Source organism: Actinoplanes philippinensis (assembly GCF_900113015.1).
In the GTDB taxonomy this organism is placed as follows: domain Bacteria; phylum Actinomycetota; class Actinomycetes; order Mycobacteriales; family Micromonosporaceae; genus Actinoplanes; species Actinoplanes philippinensis.
Genome location: NZ_FONV01000004.1, coordinates 504,262 through 524,360 on the forward strand (window position 1 = coordinate 504,262; position 20,099 = coordinate 524,360).

19 protein-coding genes and 1 tRNA gene are annotated in these 20,099 nt (G+C 71.5%); 9 read left to right on the forward strand and 11 right to left on the reverse strand.

Features of this window, described 5'->3' with window-relative positions:
- Positions 1–13: 13 nt before the first annotated feature.
- Entirely contained in the window at positions 14–1,051 is a 1,038-nt protein-coding gene (locus tag BM290_RS12675) for an alcohol dehydrogenase catalytic domain-containing protein (protein WP_093613346.1), read from the reverse strand.
- A 136-nt stretch (positions 1,052–1,187) separates the two neighbouring features.
- Between BM290_RS12675 and BM290_RS12680 the strand changes: the two genes are divergently transcribed.
- Together BM290_RS12680 and BM290_RS12685 are read left to right on the forward strand one after the other, a co-directional pair.
- Positions 1,188–2,099 carry a helix-turn-helix domain-containing protein gene (locus BM290_RS12680; protein WP_177319683.1) on the forward strand — a complete coding sequence of 304 codons (912 nt, stop codon included), beginning with the start codon at positions 1,188–1,190 and terminating at the stop codon, positions 2,097–2,099.
- Between the two features lie 476 nt (positions 2,100–2,575).
- Positions 2,576–3,325 (forward strand): DUF3152 domain-containing protein, encoded by a 750-nt coding sequence (locus BM290_RS12685; RefSeq protein ID WP_239143476.1) that lies wholly within the window; start codon positions 2,576–2,578, stop codon positions 3,323–3,325.
- 48 nt (positions 3,326–3,373) lie between these two features.
- Here BM290_RS12685 and BM290_RS12690 read toward each other — a convergent pair whose 3' ends face one another.
- Positions 3,374–3,760 carry a VOC family protein gene (locus BM290_RS12690; RefSeq protein WP_093613737.1) on the reverse strand — a complete coding sequence of 129 codons (387 nt, stop codon included), beginning with the start codon at positions 3,758–3,760 and terminating at the stop codon, positions 3,374–3,376.
- A gap of 89 nt (positions 3,761–3,849) precedes the next feature.
- Here BM290_RS12690 and BM290_RS12695 point away from each other — a divergent pair, with 89 nt between their 5' ends.
- Together BM290_RS12695 and BM290_RS12700 are read left to right on the forward strand one after the other, a co-directional pair.
- Positions 3,850–4,110 carry a dihydrofolate reductase family protein gene (locus BM290_RS12695; protein ID WP_143133726.1) on the forward strand — a complete coding sequence of 87 codons (261 nt, stop codon included), beginning with the start codon at positions 3,850–3,852 and terminating at the stop codon, positions 4,108–4,110.
- A 38-nt stretch (positions 4,111–4,148) separates the two neighbouring features.
- Positions 4,149–4,403: a dihydrofolate reductase family protein gene (locus BM290_RS12700; protein ID WP_239143475.1), complete on the forward strand. Its 255-nt coding sequence runs from the start codon at positions 4,149–4,151 to the stop codon at positions 4,401–4,403.
- Between the two features lie 369 nt (positions 4,404–4,772).
- Here BM290_RS12700 and BM290_RS12705 read toward each other — a convergent pair whose 3' ends face one another.
- On the reverse strand, positions 4,773–5,741 hold the full coding sequence (locus BM290_RS12705; protein WP_093613356.1) for an NAD(P)-dependent alcohol dehydrogenase: 969 nt from the start codon (positions 5,739–5,741) through the stop codon (positions 4,773–4,775).
- 94 nt (positions 5,742–5,835) lie between these two features.
- On the opposite strand from BM290_RS12705, the gene BM290_RS12710 reads away from it, so the two are divergent.
- The gene (locus BM290_RS12710) at positions 5,836–6,504 is read left to right on the forward strand and encodes a TetR/AcrR family transcriptional regulator (RefSeq protein WP_093613358.1); all 669 of its coding nucleotides are present in this window, start codon (positions 5,836–5,838) and stop codon (positions 6,502–6,504) included.
- Between the two features lie 37 nt (positions 6,505–6,541).
- Positions 6,542–6,626, forward strand: a tRNA-Leu gene (locus tag BM290_RS12715).
- 255 nt (positions 6,627–6,881) lie between these two features.
- On the opposite strand, the gene BM290_RS12720 is transcribed toward BM290_RS12715, so the two are convergent.
- Positions 6,882–7,439: a hypothetical protein gene (locus tag BM290_RS12720; protein ID WP_093613360.1), complete on the reverse strand. Its 558-nt coding sequence runs from the start codon at positions 7,437–7,439 to the stop codon at positions 6,882–6,884.
- Positions 7,440–7,660: 221 nt separating this feature from the next.
- Between BM290_RS12720 and BM290_RS12725 the strand changes: the two genes are divergently transcribed.
- Positions 7,661–9,028 carry a M14 family zinc carboxypeptidase gene (locus tag BM290_RS12725; RefSeq protein WP_203779257.1) on the forward strand — a complete coding sequence of 456 codons (1,368 nt, stop codon included), beginning with the start codon at positions 7,661–7,663 and terminating at the stop codon, positions 9,026–9,028.
- 46 nt (positions 9,029–9,074) lie between these two features.
- Positions 9,075–10,499, forward strand: a complete 1,425-nt coding sequence (locus tag BM290_RS12730) for an MFS transporter (RefSeq protein WP_093613362.1) — start codon at positions 9,075–9,077, stop codon at positions 10,497–10,499.
- A 50-nt stretch (positions 10,500–10,549) separates the two neighbouring features.
- Here BM290_RS12730 and BM290_RS12735 read toward each other — a convergent pair whose 3' ends face one another.
- The 4 genes from BM290_RS12735 to BM290_RS12750 all read right to left on the reverse strand — a co-directional run bounded on the left by BM290_RS12735 (position 10,550) and on the right by BM290_RS12750 (position 14,496).
- Positions 10,550–11,257 (reverse strand): peptidylprolyl isomerase, encoded by a 708-nt coding sequence (locus BM290_RS12735; protein ID WP_093613364.1) that lies wholly within the window; start codon positions 11,255–11,257, stop codon positions 10,550–10,552.
- 49 nt (positions 11,258–11,306) lie between these two features.
- On the reverse strand, positions 11,307–12,095 hold the full coding sequence (locus BM290_RS12740) for an FHA domain-containing protein (RefSeq protein WP_093613366.1): 789 nt from the start codon (positions 12,093–12,095) through the stop codon (positions 11,307–11,309).
- 72 nt (positions 12,096–12,167) lie between these two features.
- Positions 12,168–13,958 carry a serine/threonine-protein kinase gene (locus BM290_RS12745; protein WP_177319684.1) on the reverse strand — a complete coding sequence of 597 codons (1,791 nt, stop codon included), beginning with the start codon at positions 13,956–13,958 and terminating at the stop codon, positions 12,168–12,170.
- 220 nt (positions 13,959–14,178) lie between these two features.
- Positions 14,179–14,496, reverse strand: coding sequence for a DUF6355 family natural product biosynthesis protein (locus tag BM290_RS12750; protein WP_093613370.1), 318 nt, complete (start codon positions 14,494–14,496; stop codon positions 14,179–14,181).
- Positions 14,497–14,681: 185 nt separating this feature from the next.
- Here BM290_RS12750 and BM290_RS51055 point away from each other — a divergent pair, with 185 nt between their 5' ends.
- Complete coding sequence (locus BM290_RS51055) at positions 14,682–14,774, forward strand: aromatic-ring hydroxylase C-terminal domain-containing protein (RefSeq protein WP_373871045.1); 93 nt, start codon at positions 14,682–14,684, stop codon at positions 14,772–14,774.
- A gap of 18 nt (positions 14,775–14,792) precedes the next feature.
- Here the strand turns inward: BM290_RS51055 and BM290_RS50625 are convergent, their stop codons facing one another.
- Genes BM290_RS50625 through uca form a run of 3 tightly spaced genes read right to left on the reverse strand, consistent with a single transcriptional unit; the run spans position 14,793 to position 20,097 of the window.
- Positions 14,793–14,915, reverse strand: coding sequence for a hypothetical protein (locus tag BM290_RS50625; RefSeq protein ID WP_275413233.1), 123 nt, complete (start codon positions 14,913–14,915; stop codon positions 14,793–14,795).
- The gene (gene atzF / locus BM290_RS12755; protein ID WP_093613372.1) at positions 14,915–16,552 is read right to left on the reverse strand and encodes an allophanate hydrolase; all 1,638 of its coding nucleotides are present in this window, start codon (positions 16,550–16,552) and stop codon (positions 14,915–14,917) included. Before atzF ends, BM290_RS50625 begins: the two co-directional genes overlap by 1 nt.
- Positions 16,549–20,097, reverse strand: a complete 3,549-nt coding sequence (gene uca / locus BM290_RS12760; protein WP_093613374.1) for an urea carboxylase — start codon at positions 20,095–20,097, stop codon at positions 16,549–16,551. The genes atzF and uca overlap by 4 nt, the downstream gene beginning before the upstream one ends.
- Between the last annotated feature and the right edge of the window lie 2 nt (positions 20,098–20,099).

Genomic DNA, 20,099 nt, shown 5'->3' on the forward strand with positions numbered 1-20,099 from the left:
GCCACGCTGCCGGTCAGGGGCGGACGAGCACCTTGAGGCTCTCCCGGGCGGCCATCCGGCGGTAGCCGTCGGGGACCCCGGCCAGATCGGTGGTGACATCGAAGACCCGGCCGGGGTCGACCGCGCCGGAGAGGACGTCGGGCAGCAGGTCGGCGATGTAGGCGCGGGTGGGGGCGGCGCCTCCGGTCAGGCGGACGTTACGGAAGAACAGACTGCCGACGCCGACGGGGGCGTCCTCGTACTGCGGGACGCCGACCCGGCTGATCGTGCCCCCGCTACGGACGACACCGACGGCCTGGTCGTAGGCGGGGCGGGTGCCGACGGCTTCGATGACGACCGCGGTCCCGTGTCCGGCGGTGAGTTCGCGGACCGCCGTGATCCCCTCGTCGCCACGTGCCGCGACCACGTCGGTGGCCCCGAACTCGCGGCCGATTTCGGTGCGGGCCCGGTGGCGTCCCATCAGCACGATCCGCTCGGCTCCGAGCCGTTTGGCGGCCAGCACGGCCAGCAGCCCGACGGCGCCGTCGCCGATCACCGTGACGGTCGAGCCGGCGGTGACGCCGCCGCGGACGGCGGCGTGGTGGCCGGTGCCGAACACGTCGGAGAGGGTGAGCAGCCCGGGGATCAACGCGGAGTCGGCGGCGACGGGCAGCCTGACCAGGGTGCCGTCGGCGTACGGCACACGGACGGCCTCCGCCTGCGCCCCGTCGGCGTCGCCGTAGCCCCAGATGCCGCCGTGGGCGCAGGAAGTGGTCAGGCCCTCGCGGCAGTAGTCGCAGGTGCCGTCGCTGAACACCCACGGGGCCACGACCAGGTCGCCCTTGCGAACGCTGGTCACGTCGGCGCCGATCTCCTCGACCACACCGATGAACTCGTGGCCCATCCGGGCGGGAGCGCCACCGGCCGGTCCGGTGGCGAACGGCCACAGGTCGGAGCCGCAGATGCAGGCGGCGGTGATCCGGACCACGGCATCGGCGGGGTGCACGAGCCGCGGATCGGGAACGTCCTCGACTCGGACGTCGCCGGCGCCGTACAGCAGGGTTGCATGCATTTCGGTTCTGCTCCTCGAAAATGGGATCCGGTGGCACCCATGCAAGACCCGCCCCGGCGGCCGTTCCAGGCTCGGCTCATCGGGGGTAGAAACGCCACCCCCCTTGCCGGGCGGTCGCCGACGTACCGTGGGCGGCGTGAACAACCGCGTCGCCGTCCGTGAGTTCCTGATCAGCCGCCGAGCCCGCATCACCCCGGCCCAGGCCGGGCTGCCCGGTGGCACCCGGCGCCGGGTGCCGGGGCTGCGGCGCGAAGAGGTCGCGGTTCTCGCCGGGGTCAGCACCGAGTGGTATACGCGGCTCGAGAAGGGCCACATCCGTGACGTGTCGTATGACGTCCTGGAGGCCGTGGCACGGGCGCTGCGCCTCGATGACGAAGAGCGGATCTACCTGTTCGACATGGCCCGGGCCGCCCGGGCCGAGACGCCAGGCAGCTCCATGCGGGACTGCCGGGCCGAGGCTGCCGCGGTGGCGGAGCTGCCGGCGAGCGTGCAGTGGCTGCTGGACAGCATGACGCTCTCCGCCGCCTGGGTGACCAGCAGGCACCTGGACGTGCTGGCGGTCAACCCACTCGGCCGCGCGCTGTACTCGCCACTGCTCGAGAGCCCGCACAGTTTCGGGCCGGGCGCCGCAGGTGTGCACCCCAACATGGCCCGCTACCACTTCCTCTCCCCCGGGGCGCGGGACTTCCACGGCAAGTGGGAGGCGACGGCCGATGTTCTGGTCGGTCTGCTGCGCACCGAGGTCGGCCGGGCCCACTGCGATCAGGCGCTGCACGATCTCGTCGCAGAGTTGTCCGAGGCCAGCGGGGAGTTCCGCGCTCGCTGGCAGGCTCACCACATCGTGATCAACTACCGTGGGCCGAAGGTGTTCCGGCATCCGTTCGCCGGGCCGTTGACACTGGCCTACCACGCGATGCATCTGCCGATCTCGGTGCAGGAGGGGCAGATGATGAACGTGTGCACCGCCGAGCCCGGGTCCGCCGATGAGGAACGTCTGCGGCTGCTGGCCAGTTGGGTGGCGCCGTCGTCCGCCGGTCAACTGCGGTAAGACGTTCACGCCGGGGGTGGCGTCGTGTCGGGCGCCGTCGCGGAGCACGACTCCGGCGGTGCAGCCGATATCAGCGATCACCGAGATCGTGTCACGGCCGACACCGAGCGGCCCTCTCACGGTTTGACTCCAGGACGAGGCCGACACCGAGCGGCCCTCTCACGGTTTGACTCCAGGACGAGGCCGACACCGAGCGGCCCTCTCACGGTTTGACTCCAGGACGAGGCCGACACCGAGCGGCCCTCTCACGGTTTGACTCCAGGGCGAGGCCGGCATCGGGCGGCCCGCCCCCGGGTCGCGGCCGACGCCGAGGGCCGTAACGGCTGGCCCGGCACCTCCTCGCCCCGGCCGACCCGGCGCTTCGTCGCCCTCCTGGCCAACCTCAGAAGGCTCTTGATCGTCAGGGATGCGAAGAACCCTGCGAACGGAGCGTAATGAGATCACGGGCGTACCTGTGGATAATCCTTGCCGCAGTCGTGACCGCGGCGACGACCCTCGCCGTGTTCGGCACCGTTCCCCGGCCGCTGTTCCGGGAGGCCCCGTCCCCACCGGCCGCGGCCGCATCCAAGCCGGCGTCCGTGCCGCAGCCCCGGGCCAGGGCCGCCACCCCGGATCGCATCACCTACCCGGCCGAGGGGCAGGGAACCTGGGTCGAGGCGGCACGGCAGAAGGACGCCCCGGCCGGAAGCGAGGGCCTGGTCATGCGGTATCGCGTCGCTGTCGAACGTGGCATCGAAGGGGTGACCGCGGACACCTTCGCCGAGAAGGTGACCACCACACTGGAGGATCCGCGAAGCTGGACGGCCGGCGAACAGTACCGTTTCCGCAGGGTCGGGCCGGGCCAGAGCGCCGATTTCGTCGTTCGCCTCGCCACCCCCGGGACCAGGGACGCGCTCTGCGACGGCGCCGACGGATACACGTCCTGCCGCAACGGCGCCAACGTCGTGATCAATGTGGCCCGGTGGGTCAAAGGCGTTCCACGGTACGGTGCGCCGCTGACGGTCTACCAGCAGTACGTGATCAACCACGAGGTCGGTCATCGGCTCGGCGAGTCGCATCAACGGTGCCCGCGCCGTGGCGGGCCGGCGCCGGTGATGCAGCAGCAGACCCTCGGTCTGCACGGGTGCACGGCGAACCCGTGGCCGTACCCGGACGGCAAACTGCACCAGGGACCGCTCGGCTCGTACAACGACCCGACCCCACCACGCGACCGAGGCCGGCGGTGACCCACCCGATCGCCACGCCGACTCTCCCGCTGGGGCCGCTCGACTCCCCTACCCCGCCATTTCGGCCTCGCTGCGCAGGATGCAGAACTCATTGCCCTCCGGATCGCCGAGGACGACCCAGCCGGTGCCGTCCGGCTTGCGGAGGTCGGAGATCTCCGTGGCACCGAGCGAGATCAACCGGGCGAGCTCGCTGTCGCGGGTGCCGTCAGCCGGCCGCAGGTCGAAGTGAATACGGTTCTTGACCTGCTTGGTGTCCGGAACCTCGATGAACAGCACCCGGTGATGGCCGTCCCGCGAGGAGATCAGGCACTCCTCGTGGCCGGGCTCGTTCGGGTCGTCGGGATCCTCGGTGTAGTCGAGAACAGTCTGCCACCACCGGGACAGGGCGAACGCGTTGGCGCAGTCGACGGTGGTGTGAGAGATGTAGGCGGTCACCTCCGGATCATTCCAGTATCGGCCGCTCCGGATGCCGGTAGGCCCGGTCACGGATATCGTCGGCGTTGGCCTTGATTGAGGTGATGCTCGTGAGCGGACTGCTCGCACAACAGTGGACCTCCGTGGACGGTTTCGTCGCCGGTGTCAACGGCGAAGCTGACGTGCTGGCCGCGGTCTCCGACTTCACCGGCTCGGAGACTCACAACGCCGCGCTGCTCGCCGACATCGACGAGGTGCTGCTGGGCCGGCGAACCTATGAGGCGTTCGCCGAATTCTGGCCGACCGCTGTCGACGAGCCGATGGCCGAACTGGTGAACGCCTGCCCAAGACGGTCTGCTCGACAACGCTGACAGCGGCGACGTGGGGTGAGCACGCGCCGGCACGGGTGGTGCCCGATCCGGTCGATCACGTCCGGGCGCAGCGGGCCGCCGGCGCCCGGATCATCGTCTGGGGCAGCGTCAGCGTGATGCGTGCCCTGCTCGCCGCCGGCGAAGTGGACGAGCTGGAACTGTTCGTCGCGCCGATCGCGCTCGGTGCCGGCACTCCCCTGCTGGCACCGGGCGCGGCTCCACTGCCGCTGCGGCTCACCTCCTCGGAGTCGTGGGCGGGTGGCGTGGTCCGGCTCCGCTACGCGATCGGCTGACCCGCCCCCACGAAACAACGTCGAGTGGCACGATCCGGCCCCGCCACCCCGTCAGCTGAACCGAGACCACCCGGCGCGGCACGATCCGGCTCCGCTACGCGATCGGCTGACCCGCCCCCACGAAACAACGTCGAGTGGCACGTTCCGGCCCTGCCACCCCGTCAGCTGAACCGAGACCACCCGGCGCGGCATCATCCGACCCCGCCACCCCGTCGACTGAACCGAGACCCACCCAGCGCGGCACGATCCGCCCCCGCCACCCCGTCGACTGAACCGGGCGCACGCGACGGTGCTGGATGGTGGGGAGCGGCGCTCACCCATAGCCGCAAGGGACGTTTGTTGGGGTTTCAACGCTGGCATCAGCGGTGGTCATTCGGCGACCGCCACGATGATCTTGCCAGCGACCCAGCCGCGGTCGAGACGGTCCAGGGCGGCGGGGGCCTCGTCGAGCCGGTAGATGTCGTCGATGACCGGGCGGATCCGGCCGGTGGCGACCATGGCCGCCAGCTCGGAGAGATCCTGGGGGTTCGGGCGGACGGTGAGCGGGCGCACCTGGCTGCGGCCGGTGATCAGGGCTTTCACCATGCGGCGGGCCGGACCGAGCCATCGGCCGCCGGTGCCGACCGAGAGCAGCAGTGTGCCGCCGGGGTCGAGGACTCGCCGAAGTGCGGCCACCGGATAGTTGCCGGCCAGGTCGAGGATCACGTCGAACCGCTCCCCCGCCGAGCCCAGGTCGCGGCCCTCGGTCTTCTGATAGTCGATGATGTGCTCGGCGCCGAGCTTGCGGACCAGCGCGGCGTTGCGCTCGGCGCAGACTCCGGTGACGATCGCTCCTGTGGCGACGGCGAGTTGCACGGCGAAGGTGCCGATGCCGCCCGACGCGCCTGTGACGAGGAACCGCTGCCCGCCTGCGACACGGCGGACACCGGCCAGCGCGGTGCTGCCCGCGATCGGAAGCGCGGCGGCCTCGGCGAAGGTGACGCCGACCGGTTTTCGCGCGGCCAGGCCGGCCGGGACGACGGCATACTCCCCGATGGCGCTGGTGGCCTCGGCCAGCACCTCGTCGCCGGGCGTGAAGTCGCGGACGTCGTCGCCGACCGCTTCGACCCGCCCGGCGAGGGCCCGGCCGACGATGAATCCGGGCCGCGGTCTTCGGAGGCCGCCGGCCAGGGCGCGGATGGCGAACGGCTCGCCGCGCAGCAGGAACCGGTCGGCGGCATTGAGGCCCGCCGCCTGCACCCGGACCAGGAGCTCGTCACGACTTGGCACCGGCTGGGGCACCTCGCGCAGGGCGACTCCGCCCGGTGACCCATACCTGCTCTGCACCAGCGCTTTCATGATCTCCCGCCTCCCGCTTACGACGTAAGCTTACGCTGTAAGCAAGTTTGCGGTATGGTCGGGCCGTCCCGCAACTCACCGGAGAACCGAAAAGATGCCAACCTCACGAGCACCGCTCAGCACGCGGCGCGTGCTGCAGGCCGCCCTCTCGCTGGCCGATTCCGGCGGCACCGATGCGCTGACGATGCGCCACCTGGGTCGGCACCTCGGCGTGGAGGCCATGTCGCTCTACCGGCACGTCGCCAATAAGGACGCCGTCCTCGACGGGATTCTCGACATGGTCGTCAGCGAGATCGATCTGCCCGAGCGACCGGGCGACTGGAAAGCAGCGATGCGCCACCGTGGCGTGGCCGCGTTCCGCGTGTTCAGCCTCCACCCATGGGCTCCGCCGCTGCTGATGTCCCGCACCAACACGGGCCCGTCGATGCTGCGCTACATCGATTTCACCCTGGGAGCGCTTCGCGGCGCCGGATTCTCCTGGAGACTCGCCGACTACGCCTGGAACACCATGGACAGTTATGTGTACGGCTACACCCTGCGCCGCCTGGCCTTCCCGATAGCGCCCGCCGACTACGCGGAGACCGCCTCCGCCCACCAGCACCTGCTGGCCGGCGACCGCTACCCACACATGGCCGAGCTGACCCGGCAGGTCGCCGAGGGCCACCACCCCGGCGACCCCGACATCACGTTCGGCCTCGACCTGATCCTCGACGGCCTCGAACGCCTCAGAGACACCGAGCCGACCGACCTGACCCCACCGTGAAACCCGGCGGTCAGCGTTTGTTAGCTTATGCAGGCAGGTCCGGGTGGCGGAATGGCAGACGCGCTAGCTTGAGGTGCTAGTGCCCTTTATCGGGCGTGGGGGTTCAAGTCCCCCCTCGGACACGTTAGCCCCCACCAGAGTCATCCACTCAAGTGATGATTGTGGTGGGGGCTACCTGTTTTCGAGGTCAAGCGATTACATGACGACGGTCCCGACGTGATTGAGCAGATCTCCGGCCCGGCACCATGTTCCGGACCGCCAGCGGCACGGTGCCCGGGCGGCGATGCGGGAATTCCTTCGCGACGGCGATCTGGCCTTGTTCCACCAGGACGCCCGTCAGGGGTGGAGGTGCGGGACGGCCACTGCGCGGCCCCGGGTCAGGCCTCCCACCCGGCGACGGCGGCGCGGACCACGCCCTGTTCGGAGTCGGTCAGCAGTTCGGGCTCGGCGAGCAGGTGCGGGGCCGCTGCGGCGCGCTCGTGCTCCAGGCCGGGGCGGTCGAGCATGGTGAGGGCGGCGCGGCGGGCGGCCACTCGTACCACCGGGTTGGGGTGTTCGAAGTTTGCGGCGACCGCCGGATAGAAGGACGGGATCGCCTCGCGGACGGCGTCGGCGTCCGGCTCGTTGTCGAACTCCTCGAACTCGATGGCGCTGCCGGCAAGCACGTTCAGCCAGCTCAGCATGGCCGCCTTGCCCGCTTTGGTGCGCGGATCGGTCAGGACTGCGACGACGTACCGCGCCGCCGGCAGCGTGGCCGAGTAGAGGTTGCCCTGGTGGGTCAGGTTCCAGGTCAGGGTGTGCATGGCCGCGGCGAAGCCGGCCGTCTCCCCGTTGAGGAGCGGCTGCAACAGGCCGGGCAGGTCCTCCGCGGAACCGTAGGCGTCTTCCAGATCCCCCCAGGCGGTGGTGGCGAGGATGTCTTCCGGTGTGGTCACGGAGACGCATGCTAATCGTTTTGATCTTGAGTGCCACATCTTGCGCAAAGAATGACCGTCGGTGAGCGGGCGCACGCAGCCAGGCACCGATTGATCGCGCTGGTACGTTGCGGCACAGATATGACCACATCGGCATGTTGACGGCCGCAGATGCATCGATGAATGTGAATCGGTAGCGGTCGGTGCTCGGTGACACCGGCCATCCCACGACCGAGGTGCCGATGACCAGGTTCCCGTACTTCCGGCGATCACGGGCGCGCCGGCCGGCGGCCGCAGTGACGACCACGATGCTCCTGCTGATCTCTGCGGGGCTCATGACGCCCGGCAGCGCGACCGCGGCCGGGCCGGACACCGGCGAACCGGGCTACTGGGTGGTGGCCTCGCCCACCATCGCCGTGGGTGAGCTGGCCGACGACCTCAGCAAGCGTGGCTACGACGTCATGGAGGGACTGTCGCGAGACGGGGCGCCGATCCTGGCGACCGCGGCTCAAGCCCAGCGGCTACGGCGCGACGGCCTGAGCGTGCGGTACACCGGACCGCTCTACCAGCCGGTTCCGGTGTCGGTGCAGGCCGCGGCCGGCACCTACTACGGCGGCTATCACACCGCGGCCGCGCACGAGACCCACAACCAGCAGGTCGCGACGGCCCACCCGGAGCTGGCAGTCCTGAAGACCATCGGCCAGTCATGGCTGAAGACCCAGAACCGGGGCGGTCACGACATCCAGGCCCTGTGCATCACGAAGATCACCACCGGTGACTGCGCGTTGAACACCACCGGGTCGAAACCGAAGTTCACGCTGATGGCCCAGATGCACGCGCGCGAACTGGCCACCGGCGAGCTCGCGTACATGTGGATCGACTACCTGGTGGGCAACTACGGCAAGGTCGGTGCCGTGACGACGCTCATGGACACGACCGAGCTGTGGGTCATCCCGATCGCCAACCCGGACGGCGTCGACATCGTCTCGTCGAACGCGACGCGGCCCGTCTCCCAACGCAAGAACGCCCACGACAACGGGTGCTCCGGCACCGGGCTGGGAGTCGACCTCAACCGGAACTCGAGTTACCACTGGGACGTCAACCAGGGCACCAAGTGCACCGAGACCTATCCCGGCGCGAGTGCGGCCAGCGAGCCGGAGACGCGGGCGATTCAAAGCCTCCTGGCGAGCATCTACCGCGACACCAAGCCGGCCGCCGACTTCTCGGCGGCGACGACCGCCACCACCGGCACCTTCCTCACACTGCACAGTTACGCCGAGTTGAACATCTACCCCTACGGCTGGACGAACTCGCTCGCGCCGAACAACGCCGACCTCAAGACGATCGCCACGAACATGGCGAAGTCCAACAGGTACACGGTCGTGCACGGCGACGGCGGTCTGAACTACTTCGCGCCCGGTGCCACCGACGACTGGATCTACGGCACGCTGGGGGTGCCCGGATACACCATCGAGGTCGGCCCCAGCGGCTCCTCGTGCAGTGGGTTCTTCCCCGCGTACAGCTGCATGGCGTCTTTCTGGAGTCTCAACCTGCCCGCCTTCATGACCCTGGGGACAGCGGCTGCCAAGCCGTACCCGACCGGGAGCTGACACCGCCACCGGGCACCCGCGCGGGCACGGGTTTAGGGTGGCAGAAATGGCGGACAACAGACTTGGCCTGCGCGGGGACCGCGGTGCGGTGCTGGGCGCGATGATGCTCGCGACCGGGCTCATCGCGATCGACTCGACGATCATCGCGACCGCGGTGCCGTCGGTGGTTCGTGACATCGGCGGTTTCCACGAGTTTCCCTGGCTCTTCTCGATCTACCTGCTGGCCCAGGCCGTGTCGGTGCCGGTGTACGGGAAGCTCAACGACCTGTTCGGCCGCAAACCGGTGATCCTGTTCGGCATCGCGCTGTTCCTGCTCGGTTCGGTCTTCTGCGGCGCGGCGTGGAACATGTGGGTGCTCATCGCGTTCCGCGTCGTGCAGGGCCTGGGTGCCGGGGCGATCCAGCCGACCACCATCACGATCGTCGGTGATCTCTACTCGGTCGAGGAGCGCGCCCAGGTCCAGGGCTACATCGCGAGCGTCTGGGGCGTCTCCTCGGTCGTCGGCCCGACCCTGGGCGGCGTCTTCAGCGAGTACGTGAGCTGGCGCTGGATCTTCTTCGTGAACATCCCGCTGTGCCTGCTGGCCGCCTGGATGATCATGCGTAAGTTCCACGAGCAGCGCGACCGCGGGCGCCCGGTGATCGACTACAGGGGCTCGGTCCTGCTCACCGTCGGGCTGACGCTGCTCGTGCTCGGTGTCCTGGAAGGCGGCCAGGCCTGGAGCTGGTCCTCTCCGATCAGCGTCGCGATCCTCGGGCTCGGCGCGTCGATGCTTGTCGCGTTCGGTTTCGTGGAGCGCACCGCGGCCGAGCCGGTCCTGCCGCTCTGGATGTTCCGCCGCCGTCTGCTGGTGACGAGCGGGCAGCTCTCGGTGGGTATCGGCGCCATCCTGATGGCCCTCAGCTCGTATGTGCCGACCTTCGCACAGGGGGTGCTCGGCGCCGGGCCGCTCGTCGCCGGGCTGGCGCTCGCCGCGCTCACCCTGGGCTGGCCGGTGTCGGCAAGTCAGGCCGGCCGGATCTACCTGCGCTTCGGCTTCCGGGTGTGCGCGCTCGTCGGCACCGCGCTGGTGTTGCTCGGGTCCGCGCTGCTGCTCCTGCTCGGGCGGGACTCCAGCGTCCTCGCGGTGGCGGCCTTCTGCCTGATCATCGGCTTGGGCATGGGTCTCACGGCGTCGCCGACGCTGATCGCGGCGCAGTCCAGCGTCGGCTGGGCGGAACGCGGTGTGGTCACCGCGAACAACATCTTCCTGCGCTCCCTCGGCAGCGCTCTCGGCGTGGCGATCTTCGGGGCGGTCGCGAACGCGGTGCTCGGCTCGGGGGCGCCGACGGCGGCGGGGCTGACGACAGCCGTACATCGCATCTTCGTCGGCATCGTGATCGTGGCGGCCGTGATGGTGGCGCTGGCCGCGTTGCTGCCCGGTGGATCCCGCGTCGCGTCGGCTGACGACCGCCGGACGGCAGCGGCCTGACCGGGCGAAAGACGCCGTCACCCGGTGCGGACGGCGCCTTTCGGCCCAGGTCAGTGATTGACGCGGACCTTGCGGATCTCGGTACGCAGAGCCGGCGTCCCGTCGACCGGCGCCGGGTCGTCCGTGGTCGGTTCGATGCCCCCGGCCGCGACCTTGTCGAGCGTCGTCAAGCCGGGCGCGGTCACCTGCCCGAAGATCGAGTAGTTGGGGCGCAGCGCGGAATCGCCGTACACCAGGAAGAACTGGCTGCCGTTCGTGTCGGGGCCCGCGTTCGCCATCGCCAGCACCCCGCGGGCGTAGAGCCGGCGCACACCGGTCGGGTCGGTCGGCGCCGGTGGGAGGTCGGTGGGCAACTCGTCGCGGTAGCGGTATCCGGGGCCGCCCTCGCCGGTGCCGCTCGGGTCCCCGCACTGCAGGACCTTCAGGGTGGGGTACGCGGTGAGCCGGTGACAGACGGTCCGGTCGTAGAACCGGTGCCGCGCCAGGTGCAGGAAGCTCTGGACCGTGCACGGCGCGGCGGCCCGGTCGAGGACCAGGGGGATCTGCCCCAGGTTCGTGCGCAGCACCACGCGGACGGTGCCCCGATCGGGCGTTCGGCGTGGGTCGCCCGGCAACGGCACCGGTCGCGCGGCCGGCTCGTCGGGCGTGGGTGTGTACTGACATGGGCCGGTGGTCGGGCCCGGTTCGTGAGCCGAGGCGGGCGTCGCCACCGCGGCCAGGGCAATCGTGGTGGCGACGACGAGCGTCAGTGATCGCACATTACCTCCGTAGATCGACGTACGACAATCTATACGACTCGCTGACGCCTCAGCCGTCGTGGTCGAGGATGCGCAGGTCGGGTGGCACGAGGGTGGTGCTCTCCATCAGTTCGCGGATGAGGTTGTGGTTCAGCGTGTTCCCGATGGGCTCGCCGACCTCCTTCCGGGTCAGGCCGGCGACACCGTTGCCGCTCAGCCGGTTGCGCACCTCGGTGACGACGCGCTCGACCTTCTTGTGGTTCCAGTCGTCGTCCGGCCGGATCTCGTTGAGGTGTTCCGCGACCTGGCGCCAGGACAGCGGGATGGGGTGGCGTTCGTGCAGGAGGTACCGCTGGGCGAGCACGACGACCACGCGCTTCTCCACCGAGGTCAGATGCCACGTACGCGGAGGTCTGGTCGGCGCGTCGTGGTCGGCCGGTGGCCGGCTGCCGTCCCTGGGTTGCACGTGGACTTCGAGCAGGTGCAGTCGCTCGTGTGAGCCGCGGACGAACAGCGGGGTGTACCCCGTCGGCAACGGGATCGGCTCGTCCTGCCGGAACAACAGGCGCGAGCCGGGCAGCCGAAGCGGAAGGTGACCCAGCGTGCTGATCCACCAGCGGTCACCGCGACAGGTGAGCGCCCCGTGCGTCCTGCTGATGCGCAGGTCGTCCTCGCCGACGCACACGTGCACATCCGGCCGGCTCCGCCCGAAGAGGACGGTCCGCCCCTCCTTGGATCCGGCGGTCGTGCCACCGGTCGCCGCCAGCACGTGCAGTATGCCGGGCGCAACGGCGGCGGGGACTCCGAGGGCGAGGCTGTGGTGGTTCGCCGGGAGCGCGTTCGGCCGTTCCTGTCGCATGTCCGTCTCCTGGCACGTCGTGTGTGCAGCGTGTCCGTCAGCCTGCCCGGGATCCGCGGGAGGGTTCCCGCGTCACCGTGGCGGGAAGAAGGCGGTGGCGAGCCGGGTCGCGAGCAGGCACCGCTCCTCCGGCGACAGGTTCCTGCCGACGACAGTGGCTTCCAACACCTCGTCCTTGTCGAAGCCGTACGCGTCCACGTAGGTGAAGTTGTGCGCCTCGACCTCACACGTGTCGTCGCCGGGCGCGTCTCCGGGATAACCGATCACGGAATACCGCCCGTCGATCGTCATCCTCGTCGCGCCGGACGTGACCAACGGCTTGGCCCGGGTGAAGCGCAGCCGGTAGAGGATCCCGTCGGCGGGATCGGTCCAGGTGCACTTCCACCGCCCGAAGCCGACCTCCGGGTTCTCCCGGTCGATCCCGGGCCGGTCGGGGAACGACGGCGAGTCCTTGGCCCGGCAGGCGTCCGCCCTGCTGAAGGAGTCCGGCCGCAACGTCGGGTTGCCGGGTCGGCGCTCCGGAACCGGTCCTCTGGTGATCACCTCGTCGGCGCTCCGGACGGCGGCGTCGGTCATGGCGCACGCGTCGGCGCCGATCAGGTGTGCCCTGGTCACCTCGATCCGGATCTCGTAGCGTTCGGGCAACAGCATCCGGCGCGCGCAGGATCCCTCACCCGCCGGTTCGTCCACGAGCCGGTACCGCCCCCTGTCCTGCGCCCGCACGGGCGACTGCTCGCCGGGAGTACGGTCGATCAACGCCAGGAGGTTCGCCTCTTTCCGGTCCTTCTTGACGATCACGTTGCACTGGTTGAACCCGGAATCGTCGGAGACCAGGTTGGGATCGCCGAACGGTTCCAGAGCAGCGTCACGGATCAGCGAGCAGGGATCGGCGGTACGCTGATCGGCGCCCAGCACAGGCCCCGTGGGCACAGGCCCCGTCGGTGTCCCGGACTCGTCGATGAACACGATGCCGCTCGCCGCCGCCGCGACGGTGACCAGCACCCCGGCGGTCACGAGAAGCCTGCGGCGCCCCGCGAACCTCGGGTGTGGCTCGTGCCGGGCCGGCCGCACGCCGGCGATGTCCGCGAGGATCTCGTGTGCCTCGGCCGCGGTGGGACGCTGTCCGGCGTCGACCCGGAGCATGCGCTCCAGCACCGGCGTGAGCTCGCCGCTCCGGCGCGGCGAGGCGATGGCGCCGTTGGCGGCCCGCCGAAGGCGCAGCCGCATACCGTCGGTCGCCGACCCGACCGGCGACTCCCCCTCGACGACGGCGAACAGCGTGGATGCCAGCGAGAACACGTCGGACGCCGCCGTCGGCGCGGCGCCGTTGGCCACCTCCGGCGCCACGTACCCTGGTGACCCGGTGAGCAGACCCGGGCAGGTCACGGTCGTGTCACCCGCGGCGTCGCGGGAGATGCCGAAGTCGGCGAGCTTCACCTCGTCGTCGGAGATCATGAGGACGTTTCCGGGCTTGATGTCGCGATGCAGGATCCCCTTCGCGTGCACCGCCGCGAGCGCATCGGCGATCTGCGCGCCCAGCTTCGCCGCCTGCCGGGGTGCGACGACGTCCAACTCGGCCATGCTCCGTGCCGGCACGTACTCCATGACCAGCCAGCACTCACCGTTGTCGTCCAGCACGTCGTGGATCGTCACGACGTGCCGGTGGTTCAACTGGGCGAGCAGCTTCGCCTCGCGTTCCAGCTGCCGGAACCGCTGCGGGTCCCCGTCCCCCGACAGGGCTCGCTTCAGCGCGACCGGCCTGCCGAGGCGTTCGTCGACGGCCCGCCACACGACTCCGCCGCCGCCGGAGCCGATCTGTTCCTCCAGCCGGTACCTGTTGGCGACAAGTCGCTCCGTCTGCACGATTCGCTCTCCCCGCGTGGGCCTCATCACATCGTAACCAGTCGATATGATGTTCAGGCCTCCGCCAGGACGATCCCGCAGCACCGATCAGAAGCGATGGGTGGCGGCACGACGCTGTCGCCCACCCTCCGCCTCGGGCGCGAAGTCTCCGTCAGACCCGGTACGCAACACCCGCCTGCGCGGGTGCGCCGGCACGCGACGCACCCGCGACACCGGCTGTTCAGCAAAGCCTGCCCGTGTAGTAGGCGTTGCTCACCACGCTGTTCGGGCCGAGCCCGACCGTGCCGGGCCGGACACAGATGAGGGAGCCGGGGCCGCTCCTGGTCACGACTTTCACCTGCACGATCGTGTACACGCTGCCCGTGCAGTGGGTGTAGAACGCCCACCCCTGCGCGTTGACCCAGAAGCCGCACGCACTGATCTGCACGTCCGCCGGAGCGGCTGCCGACGCCGCGGCCGGAACGGCGGCTCCGCCGACGAGGCCGGCGACGACCGCCGCGCCGACGACGGCCTTCCTGAGACTGTTCCTGCCTGTCATGGAAATCCCTCCGATTCTGCTGACCGGCCACAACGGATCCGGTTCGTGACGACCGGAGGAATGTATGGCCGACCCGCCGGGAGGGTTCCCGGTACGACTTTCCGAGATCGCGCGAAGGCGGCTCACCCCGTCGGCGACGAGGCGGGGTCGGCCAGGTCGGCGGCGGCCTCGGCTTCGGGGCCGTCCTGGTACGGCCGGACGGCGTGGTCGCCTGGGCCGGCGGACCCGATCCGGATCCGGAGTCGCTGGAGGCGGCCGCCGCTCGCTGGTTCCGGTAGCACCCGTCGCGCTGCCGGTCACCTCGGCGGGGGCGTCGCCGGCGGCCCGGGGTCGGGTCGCCGGGTCAGCAGGCGCAGGAGCGCGGCCAGCAGCAGGGCCCCCACGACGTAGCGGGAGGTGTGCAGGGTGACGCGGTCCATCAGGTCTCCTCGCTCGCGGACAGGTAGGCGAGCCAGCCGCCGTGGGCGGTGATGTCCGGGGCGCCCGCGGCGGCGACGGGCTCGCAGAGGAAGCCGGTGACCGACGTGCCGCCGGCCAGCCGTACCGGGCCGAGGGTCATCGGCGCGGGCAGGGCGGCGAGGAAGCGGCCGAGCGCCGCCGGTGGCAGCTCCCAGAGCTCGCCGTCGACGGTGGCGCCGCCCTCGGCGACGCGGACCAGGCCCGGTTTGGGCGGCCGGGTGGGCAGCGCGTGCAGCCGGTATTCGGCCGCGGTCCGCGCCGGCCCGATCAGGCGGCCACCGGCCGAGGTGAGCTGGTGGTTGAGGGGCTGCCCGGTCAGGTGGGCGCCGACCACGAGCAGCCGCAGCCCGGAGGCGGCCGGGGCCGGCGCCGGTGTGGCGGTGAGCATCGCGGCGACCCCGGCGGCGACCGCGTCGGCGTGGCCGCGGGCGATCACCTGCACGCCGAGCGGGCCGGCGGGCACGGCCACGGCGGCCAGGCCGAACAGGTTGGCGAAGTTGGTGTACGTGCCGACGCGCGCGTTCACGCCGATCGGGTCGGCCTCGACCTCGGCGATCGTCGGATGGATCGGCGCGGTGGGCAGCAGCAGCGCGTCGGCGTCGCCCCACTCGGCCATCGCCTCGGCGCGCAGCCGGTCGAGGCGTTCGGTGTCGGTGACCAGCCGGTGTGCGGGGATGTCGCGGGCGGCGCCGATGATCGCGGCGACCGCCGGGTCGGCGCCGTCGGGGTGGTCGTCGAGGAAAGCGCCGACCGCGGCGTAGCGTTCGGCGACGAATCCGCCGTCGTAGAGCAGCTTCGCGGCGGTCAGGAACGGGTCGAGCCGGATCGGCCGCAGGATCGCTCCGGCGGTCTCCAGCGTCTTCGCGGCCTGCTCGAAGGCGTCGCGCCACTCGTCGGACATGCCGGTGAGCTGGTCCCGGCCGGGTACGGCGACGACCGGGTACGGGGGCGCGGCCAGCGGCGCGTCGGCCGGCCAGTCCGCGTCGCTCATGACCGTCATGGCTCGCTGGGCGGTGGCGAGGTCGCGGGCGAAGACGGTGACGCAGTCGAAGCTGCGGCAGGCCGGGACGACACCCGTGGTCGGCACCCGGCCCGGTGTCGGCTTGATCCCGACGATGCCCTGGAACGCGGCAGGCACCCGGCCGGAGCCTGCGGTGTCGGTGCCCAGCGCCAGGTCGGCGATGCCCAGGGCGACGGCCACCGCCGATCCGGAGCTGGAACCCCCGGCGACCAGGTCCGGGTCACCGGCGGCACGGACCACGCCGTACGGGCTGCGCGTGCCGACCAGACCGGTGGCGAACTGGTCCAGGTTGGTCTTGCCGAGCACCACCGCCCCCGCGTCGATCAACCGCTGCACTGCCGGAGCGTTACGGGACGGACGGTAGGCGTACCCCGGATGTCCCGCTGTCGTCGGCAGCCCGGCCACGTCGATGTTGTCCTTGACCGCCAGCAACGAGCCCGCCAGCGGCAGATGGGGGGCGACGGCCGCCGCGTCGGCCAGCACGTCGGCCTCGTCGCGCAACGTGATCCACGCTTCGGGGCGTTCGCCGCGGGCCAGACGGGCGTAGGCGGCACGGACACGGTCCTGCGGGGTCATGCGGTGGCCTTTCCGAGGACGAGCAGCGGGCTGCCGGGAGCGACCTGGCTGCCCGGGGTGACGAGGACGTCGGTGACCTGGGCGTCGCGGGGCGCGGTGAGCACGGTCTCGAGTTTCATGGCCTCCAGCGCCAGCAGGGGCTGACCGGCGGTGACCCGGTCGCCGGGGCGTACGTCGACACGCCACACGCCGGCGACGAACGGCGCCTCGACCAGGACGCCGCCGTCGGGCACGGTGACGGCGCCGGACACCGGTGGGGCGGGCGGCTCGGGCCGCGGGTCGAACTCACCGGCGGCCGCCCAGGCGTCGCGTTCCCGGCCGAAGGCGGCCGCCTGGGTGTCGCGGAACGCGGCGATGGAGCCGGCGTTCGCGGCGAGGAAGTCCTCGTGGTCGGCGAGGCGGAAGGCGCCGTCCTCGATGCGCAGCCGGTGCCGTCCGGCGGCGACGTCGGCGCGCAGGTCGAGCAACTCCTCGGCGCCGACCGGGTACCAGGAGATCCGGTCGAAGTGGCGCAGCAGCCACGGGTCGCCGGGCTCGCGCCGCCAGCGGCTCCACACCTGGACGGTACGGCCGACGAACTGGTAGCCGCCGGGTCCTTCCATGCCGTAGATGCAGAGGTAGGCGCCACCGATGCCGACCGCGTTCTCCGGTGTCCAGGTGCGTGCCGGGTTGTACTTGGTGGTGACCAGCCGGTGCCGTGGATCGAGCGGGGTGGCGACCGGCGCGCCCAGGTAGACGTCGCCGAGACCGAGGACCAGATAGCTGGCGTCGTAGACGGTGCGGTGCACGTCGTCGACGCTGTCCAGGCCGTTGACCCGGCGGATGAACTCGATGTTCCACGGGCACCAGGGGGCGTCGTCGCGGACCCCGGCGGTGTAGCGGGCGATCGCCTCGCGGGTGGCCGGGTCGTCCCAGGACAGCGGCAGGTGCACCACCCGGCTCGGCACCTGCAGGTCGCGGGTGGCGGGCAGCTGCTCGTCGATCTCCCGGACCAGGCCGAGCAGGCGGGGTACGGGCAGCCGGTCCGGGTCGACGTGGATCTGCAGGGAGCGGATGCCGGGAGTCAGGTCGAGCACGCCGTCCAGGTTCTCCGCGCGCAGCCGCTGCATCAGGGCGTGCCCGCGCATCCGCAGGCCCAGGTCGAGGGTCATCGGCCCGTACTCGACGAGCAGGTTGTCGTCGCCGCTGCGGCGGTAGGTGACGGCCGGGGCGCCGTCGGTGGGTTCACGGCGGCCCAGGACACCGTCGTCGCCGGTGAGCAGCGGGGTCACCGGGGCGAGCGGCCTGGCCCGCAGGTCGCGGGCGGTGTCGTCGGAGACGGGTACGAACCGGACGGTGTCGCCGGGGGTGAGCTGGCCGAGTTTCCAGCGCTCGGCGGTGACCACGGTGGCCGGGCAGACGAAGCCGCCGAGGCTGGGGCCGTCCGGTCCGAGCAGGATCGGGACGTCACCGGTGAAGTCGACGGCGCCGACCGCGTACGGGGTGTCGTGGATGTTCGACGGGTGCAGGCCGGCCTCGCCGCCGTCGGCGCGTGCCCAGCGGGGTTTCGGGCCGATCAGGCGTACGCCGGTGCGGGCCGAGTTGAAGTGCACCTCCCACGAGGCGGCGTAGAACTCCTCGATGTCGTCGCGGGTGAAGAACTCCGGGGCGGCGTGCGGGCCCTCGGTGACGGCGATGCGCCAGTCGCGGGCGATGACCGGCCGTTCGTGGGGCGGCACCGGCCCGCCGGCCGTCCCGGCGGCCGCCGCGCGGGGGCGCAGCACGTCGCCGAGGCGCAGCGCCCGCCCGCCGTGGCCGCCGAACTGCCCGAGGGTGAAGGTGGACGCGCTGCCCAGGTGGCGGGGCACGTCGAGGCCACCGGCGACCAGCAGGTAGACCCGCAGACCGCCGTCGGCGGCCCGGCCGATGTCGAGAACCGCGCCGGCCGGCACGTCGACCGGCTCCCACATCGGGGCCGGGGCGCCGTCGACGGTGACCGGCACGGTGGCGCCGGTGACGCAGACGGTCGTCGCGGCGGTGAACCGCAGCGCCGGTCCGTCGACGGTGCACTCCAGGCCGGGCGCGCCGGCCGGGTTGCCGAGCGCCCGGTTGCCGAGCCGGAACGACAGGTCGTCCATCGGCCCGGACGGCGGCACACCCACCTCCCACAGTCCGGTACGGCCGGGCCAGTCCTGGACGGCGGTCAGCGTGCCGGGGCGTTCGACGACGATGCGGGGCTCGTGGTCGTGCACACCGGCGAGGGTCGCTGTGGAGTGCCGTACGGCCAGGACGTCCGCGTCGACGGCGGCGGCCCGCAGCAGTCCGAGGTTGGTCTCGATGCCGTCGATCCGGGTCGCGTCGAGCGCCCGGCGCAGGGCCGCGAAGGCGGCGGGCCGGTCCGGGCCGGTGGCGACGACCTTGGCCAGCATCGGGTCGTAGGCGGTGGTGACCTCGGTGCCGGCCTCGACCCAGCCGTCGACGCGCACCCCGTCGGGGAAGGTGACCGCGGTGACCAGGCCCGCGCTGGGCCGGTGGCCCTGGGCCGGGTCCTCGGCGTAGACCCGGGCCTCGACGGCCGCCCCGGCCGGGCGGGGCGGGTCCAGGTCGAGGGCGCCCTGGGCGAGCCGGAGCATCCACTCGACCAGGTCGACGCCGTGGATGGCCTCGGTGACCGGGTGCTCGACCTGGAGCCGGGCGTTGACCTCGAGGAACGACGCCTGTTCGCGTGCGGCGTCGTAGACGAACTCGACGGTGCCGGCCGACCGGTAGCCGACCGACCGGCACAGCGCCACCGCCGAGGAGTGCAGTTCGGCGCGGACCGTGTCCGGCAGGCCCGGCGCGGGCGCTTCCTCGATGACCTTCTGGTTACGGCGCTGCAGGCTGCAGTCGCGGTCGCCGAGCGCCACCACCCGGCCCCGCCCGTCGCCGAAGATCTGCACCTCGATGTGCCGGGCGCGCTGCACGAACCGTTCCAGGAACACGCCGCCGCTGCCGAAGCTGGCGACCGCCATCCGCTCGACGGTGCCGTAGGCGGCGGCGAGTTCCTGCGGGGTGAAGCAGGCCCGCATGCCGATGCCGCCGCCACCGCCGGTGGCCTTGACCATCACCGGGTAGCCGATCCGCTGTGCCGCGGCGAGCGCCTCGTCGAGGCCGGACAGCAGGCCGGTGCCCTCGATCATCGGCACCCCGGCGGCCCGGGCCAGGTCGCGGGCCGTGTGTTTGGCGCCGAACGCGGTCAGCTGCGCCGGAGTCGGCCCGACGAACACGAGTCCGGCGTCCTCGACGGCGCCGGCGAATCCGGCGTCCTCGGAGAGGAACCCGTACCCGGGGTGCACGGCTCCGGCGCCGGTGGACAGCGCCGCGTCCAGGACCCGGTCCAGGCGCAGATAGCTGTCCCGGGCCGGGGCCGGGCCGAGGCGTACCGCCAGATCCGCCATCCGCACGTGCGGCGCGGACCGGTCCGGGTCGGAGAAGACCGCGACGGTCTTGAGGCCGATCCGGGCCGCGGTCCGGATGATGCGGCAGGCGATCTCACCGCGGTTGGCGACCAGCAGGGTGTCGAACACGC

Bases quoted from the DNA above. Each gene is read 5' to 3' on its own strand.
- BM290_RS12710 (WP_093613358.1), top strand. From the start codon at position 5,836: ATGCCAACCTCACGAGCACCGCTCAGCACGCGGCGCGTGCTGCAGGCC.
- BM290_RS50625 (WP_275413233.1), bottom strand. From the start codon at position 14,915: ATGGACCGCGTCACCCTGCACACCTCCCGCTACGTCGTGGGGGCCCTG.
- BM290_RS12750 (WP_093613370.1), bottom strand. From the start codon at position 14,496: ATGACAGGCAGGAACAGTCTCAGGAAGGCCGTCGTCGGCGCGGCGGTC.
- BM290_RS12730 (WP_093613362.1), top strand. From the start codon at position 9,075: ATGGCGGACAACAGACTTGGCCTGCGCGGGGACCGCGGTGCGGTGCTG.
- atzF (WP_093613372.1), bottom strand. From the start codon at position 16,552: ATGACCCCGCAGGACCGTGTCCGTGCCGCCTACGCCCGTCTGGCCCGC.
- BM290_RS12675 (WP_093613346.1), bottom strand. From the start codon at position 1,051: ATGCATGCAACCCTGCTGTACGGCGCCGGCGACGTCCGAGTCGAGGAC.
- BM290_RS12705 (WP_093613356.1), bottom strand. From the start codon at position 5,741: ATGAAAGCGCTGGTGCAGAGCAGGTATGGGTCACCGGGCGGAGTCGCC.
- BM290_RS12725 (WP_203779257.1), top strand. From the start codon at position 7,661: ATGACCAGGTTCCCGTACTTCCGGCGATCACGGGCGCGCCGGCCGGCG.
- BM290_RS12740 (WP_093613366.1), bottom strand. From the start codon at position 12,095: ATGCGACAGGAACGGCCGAACGCGCTCCCGGCGAACCACCACAGCCTC.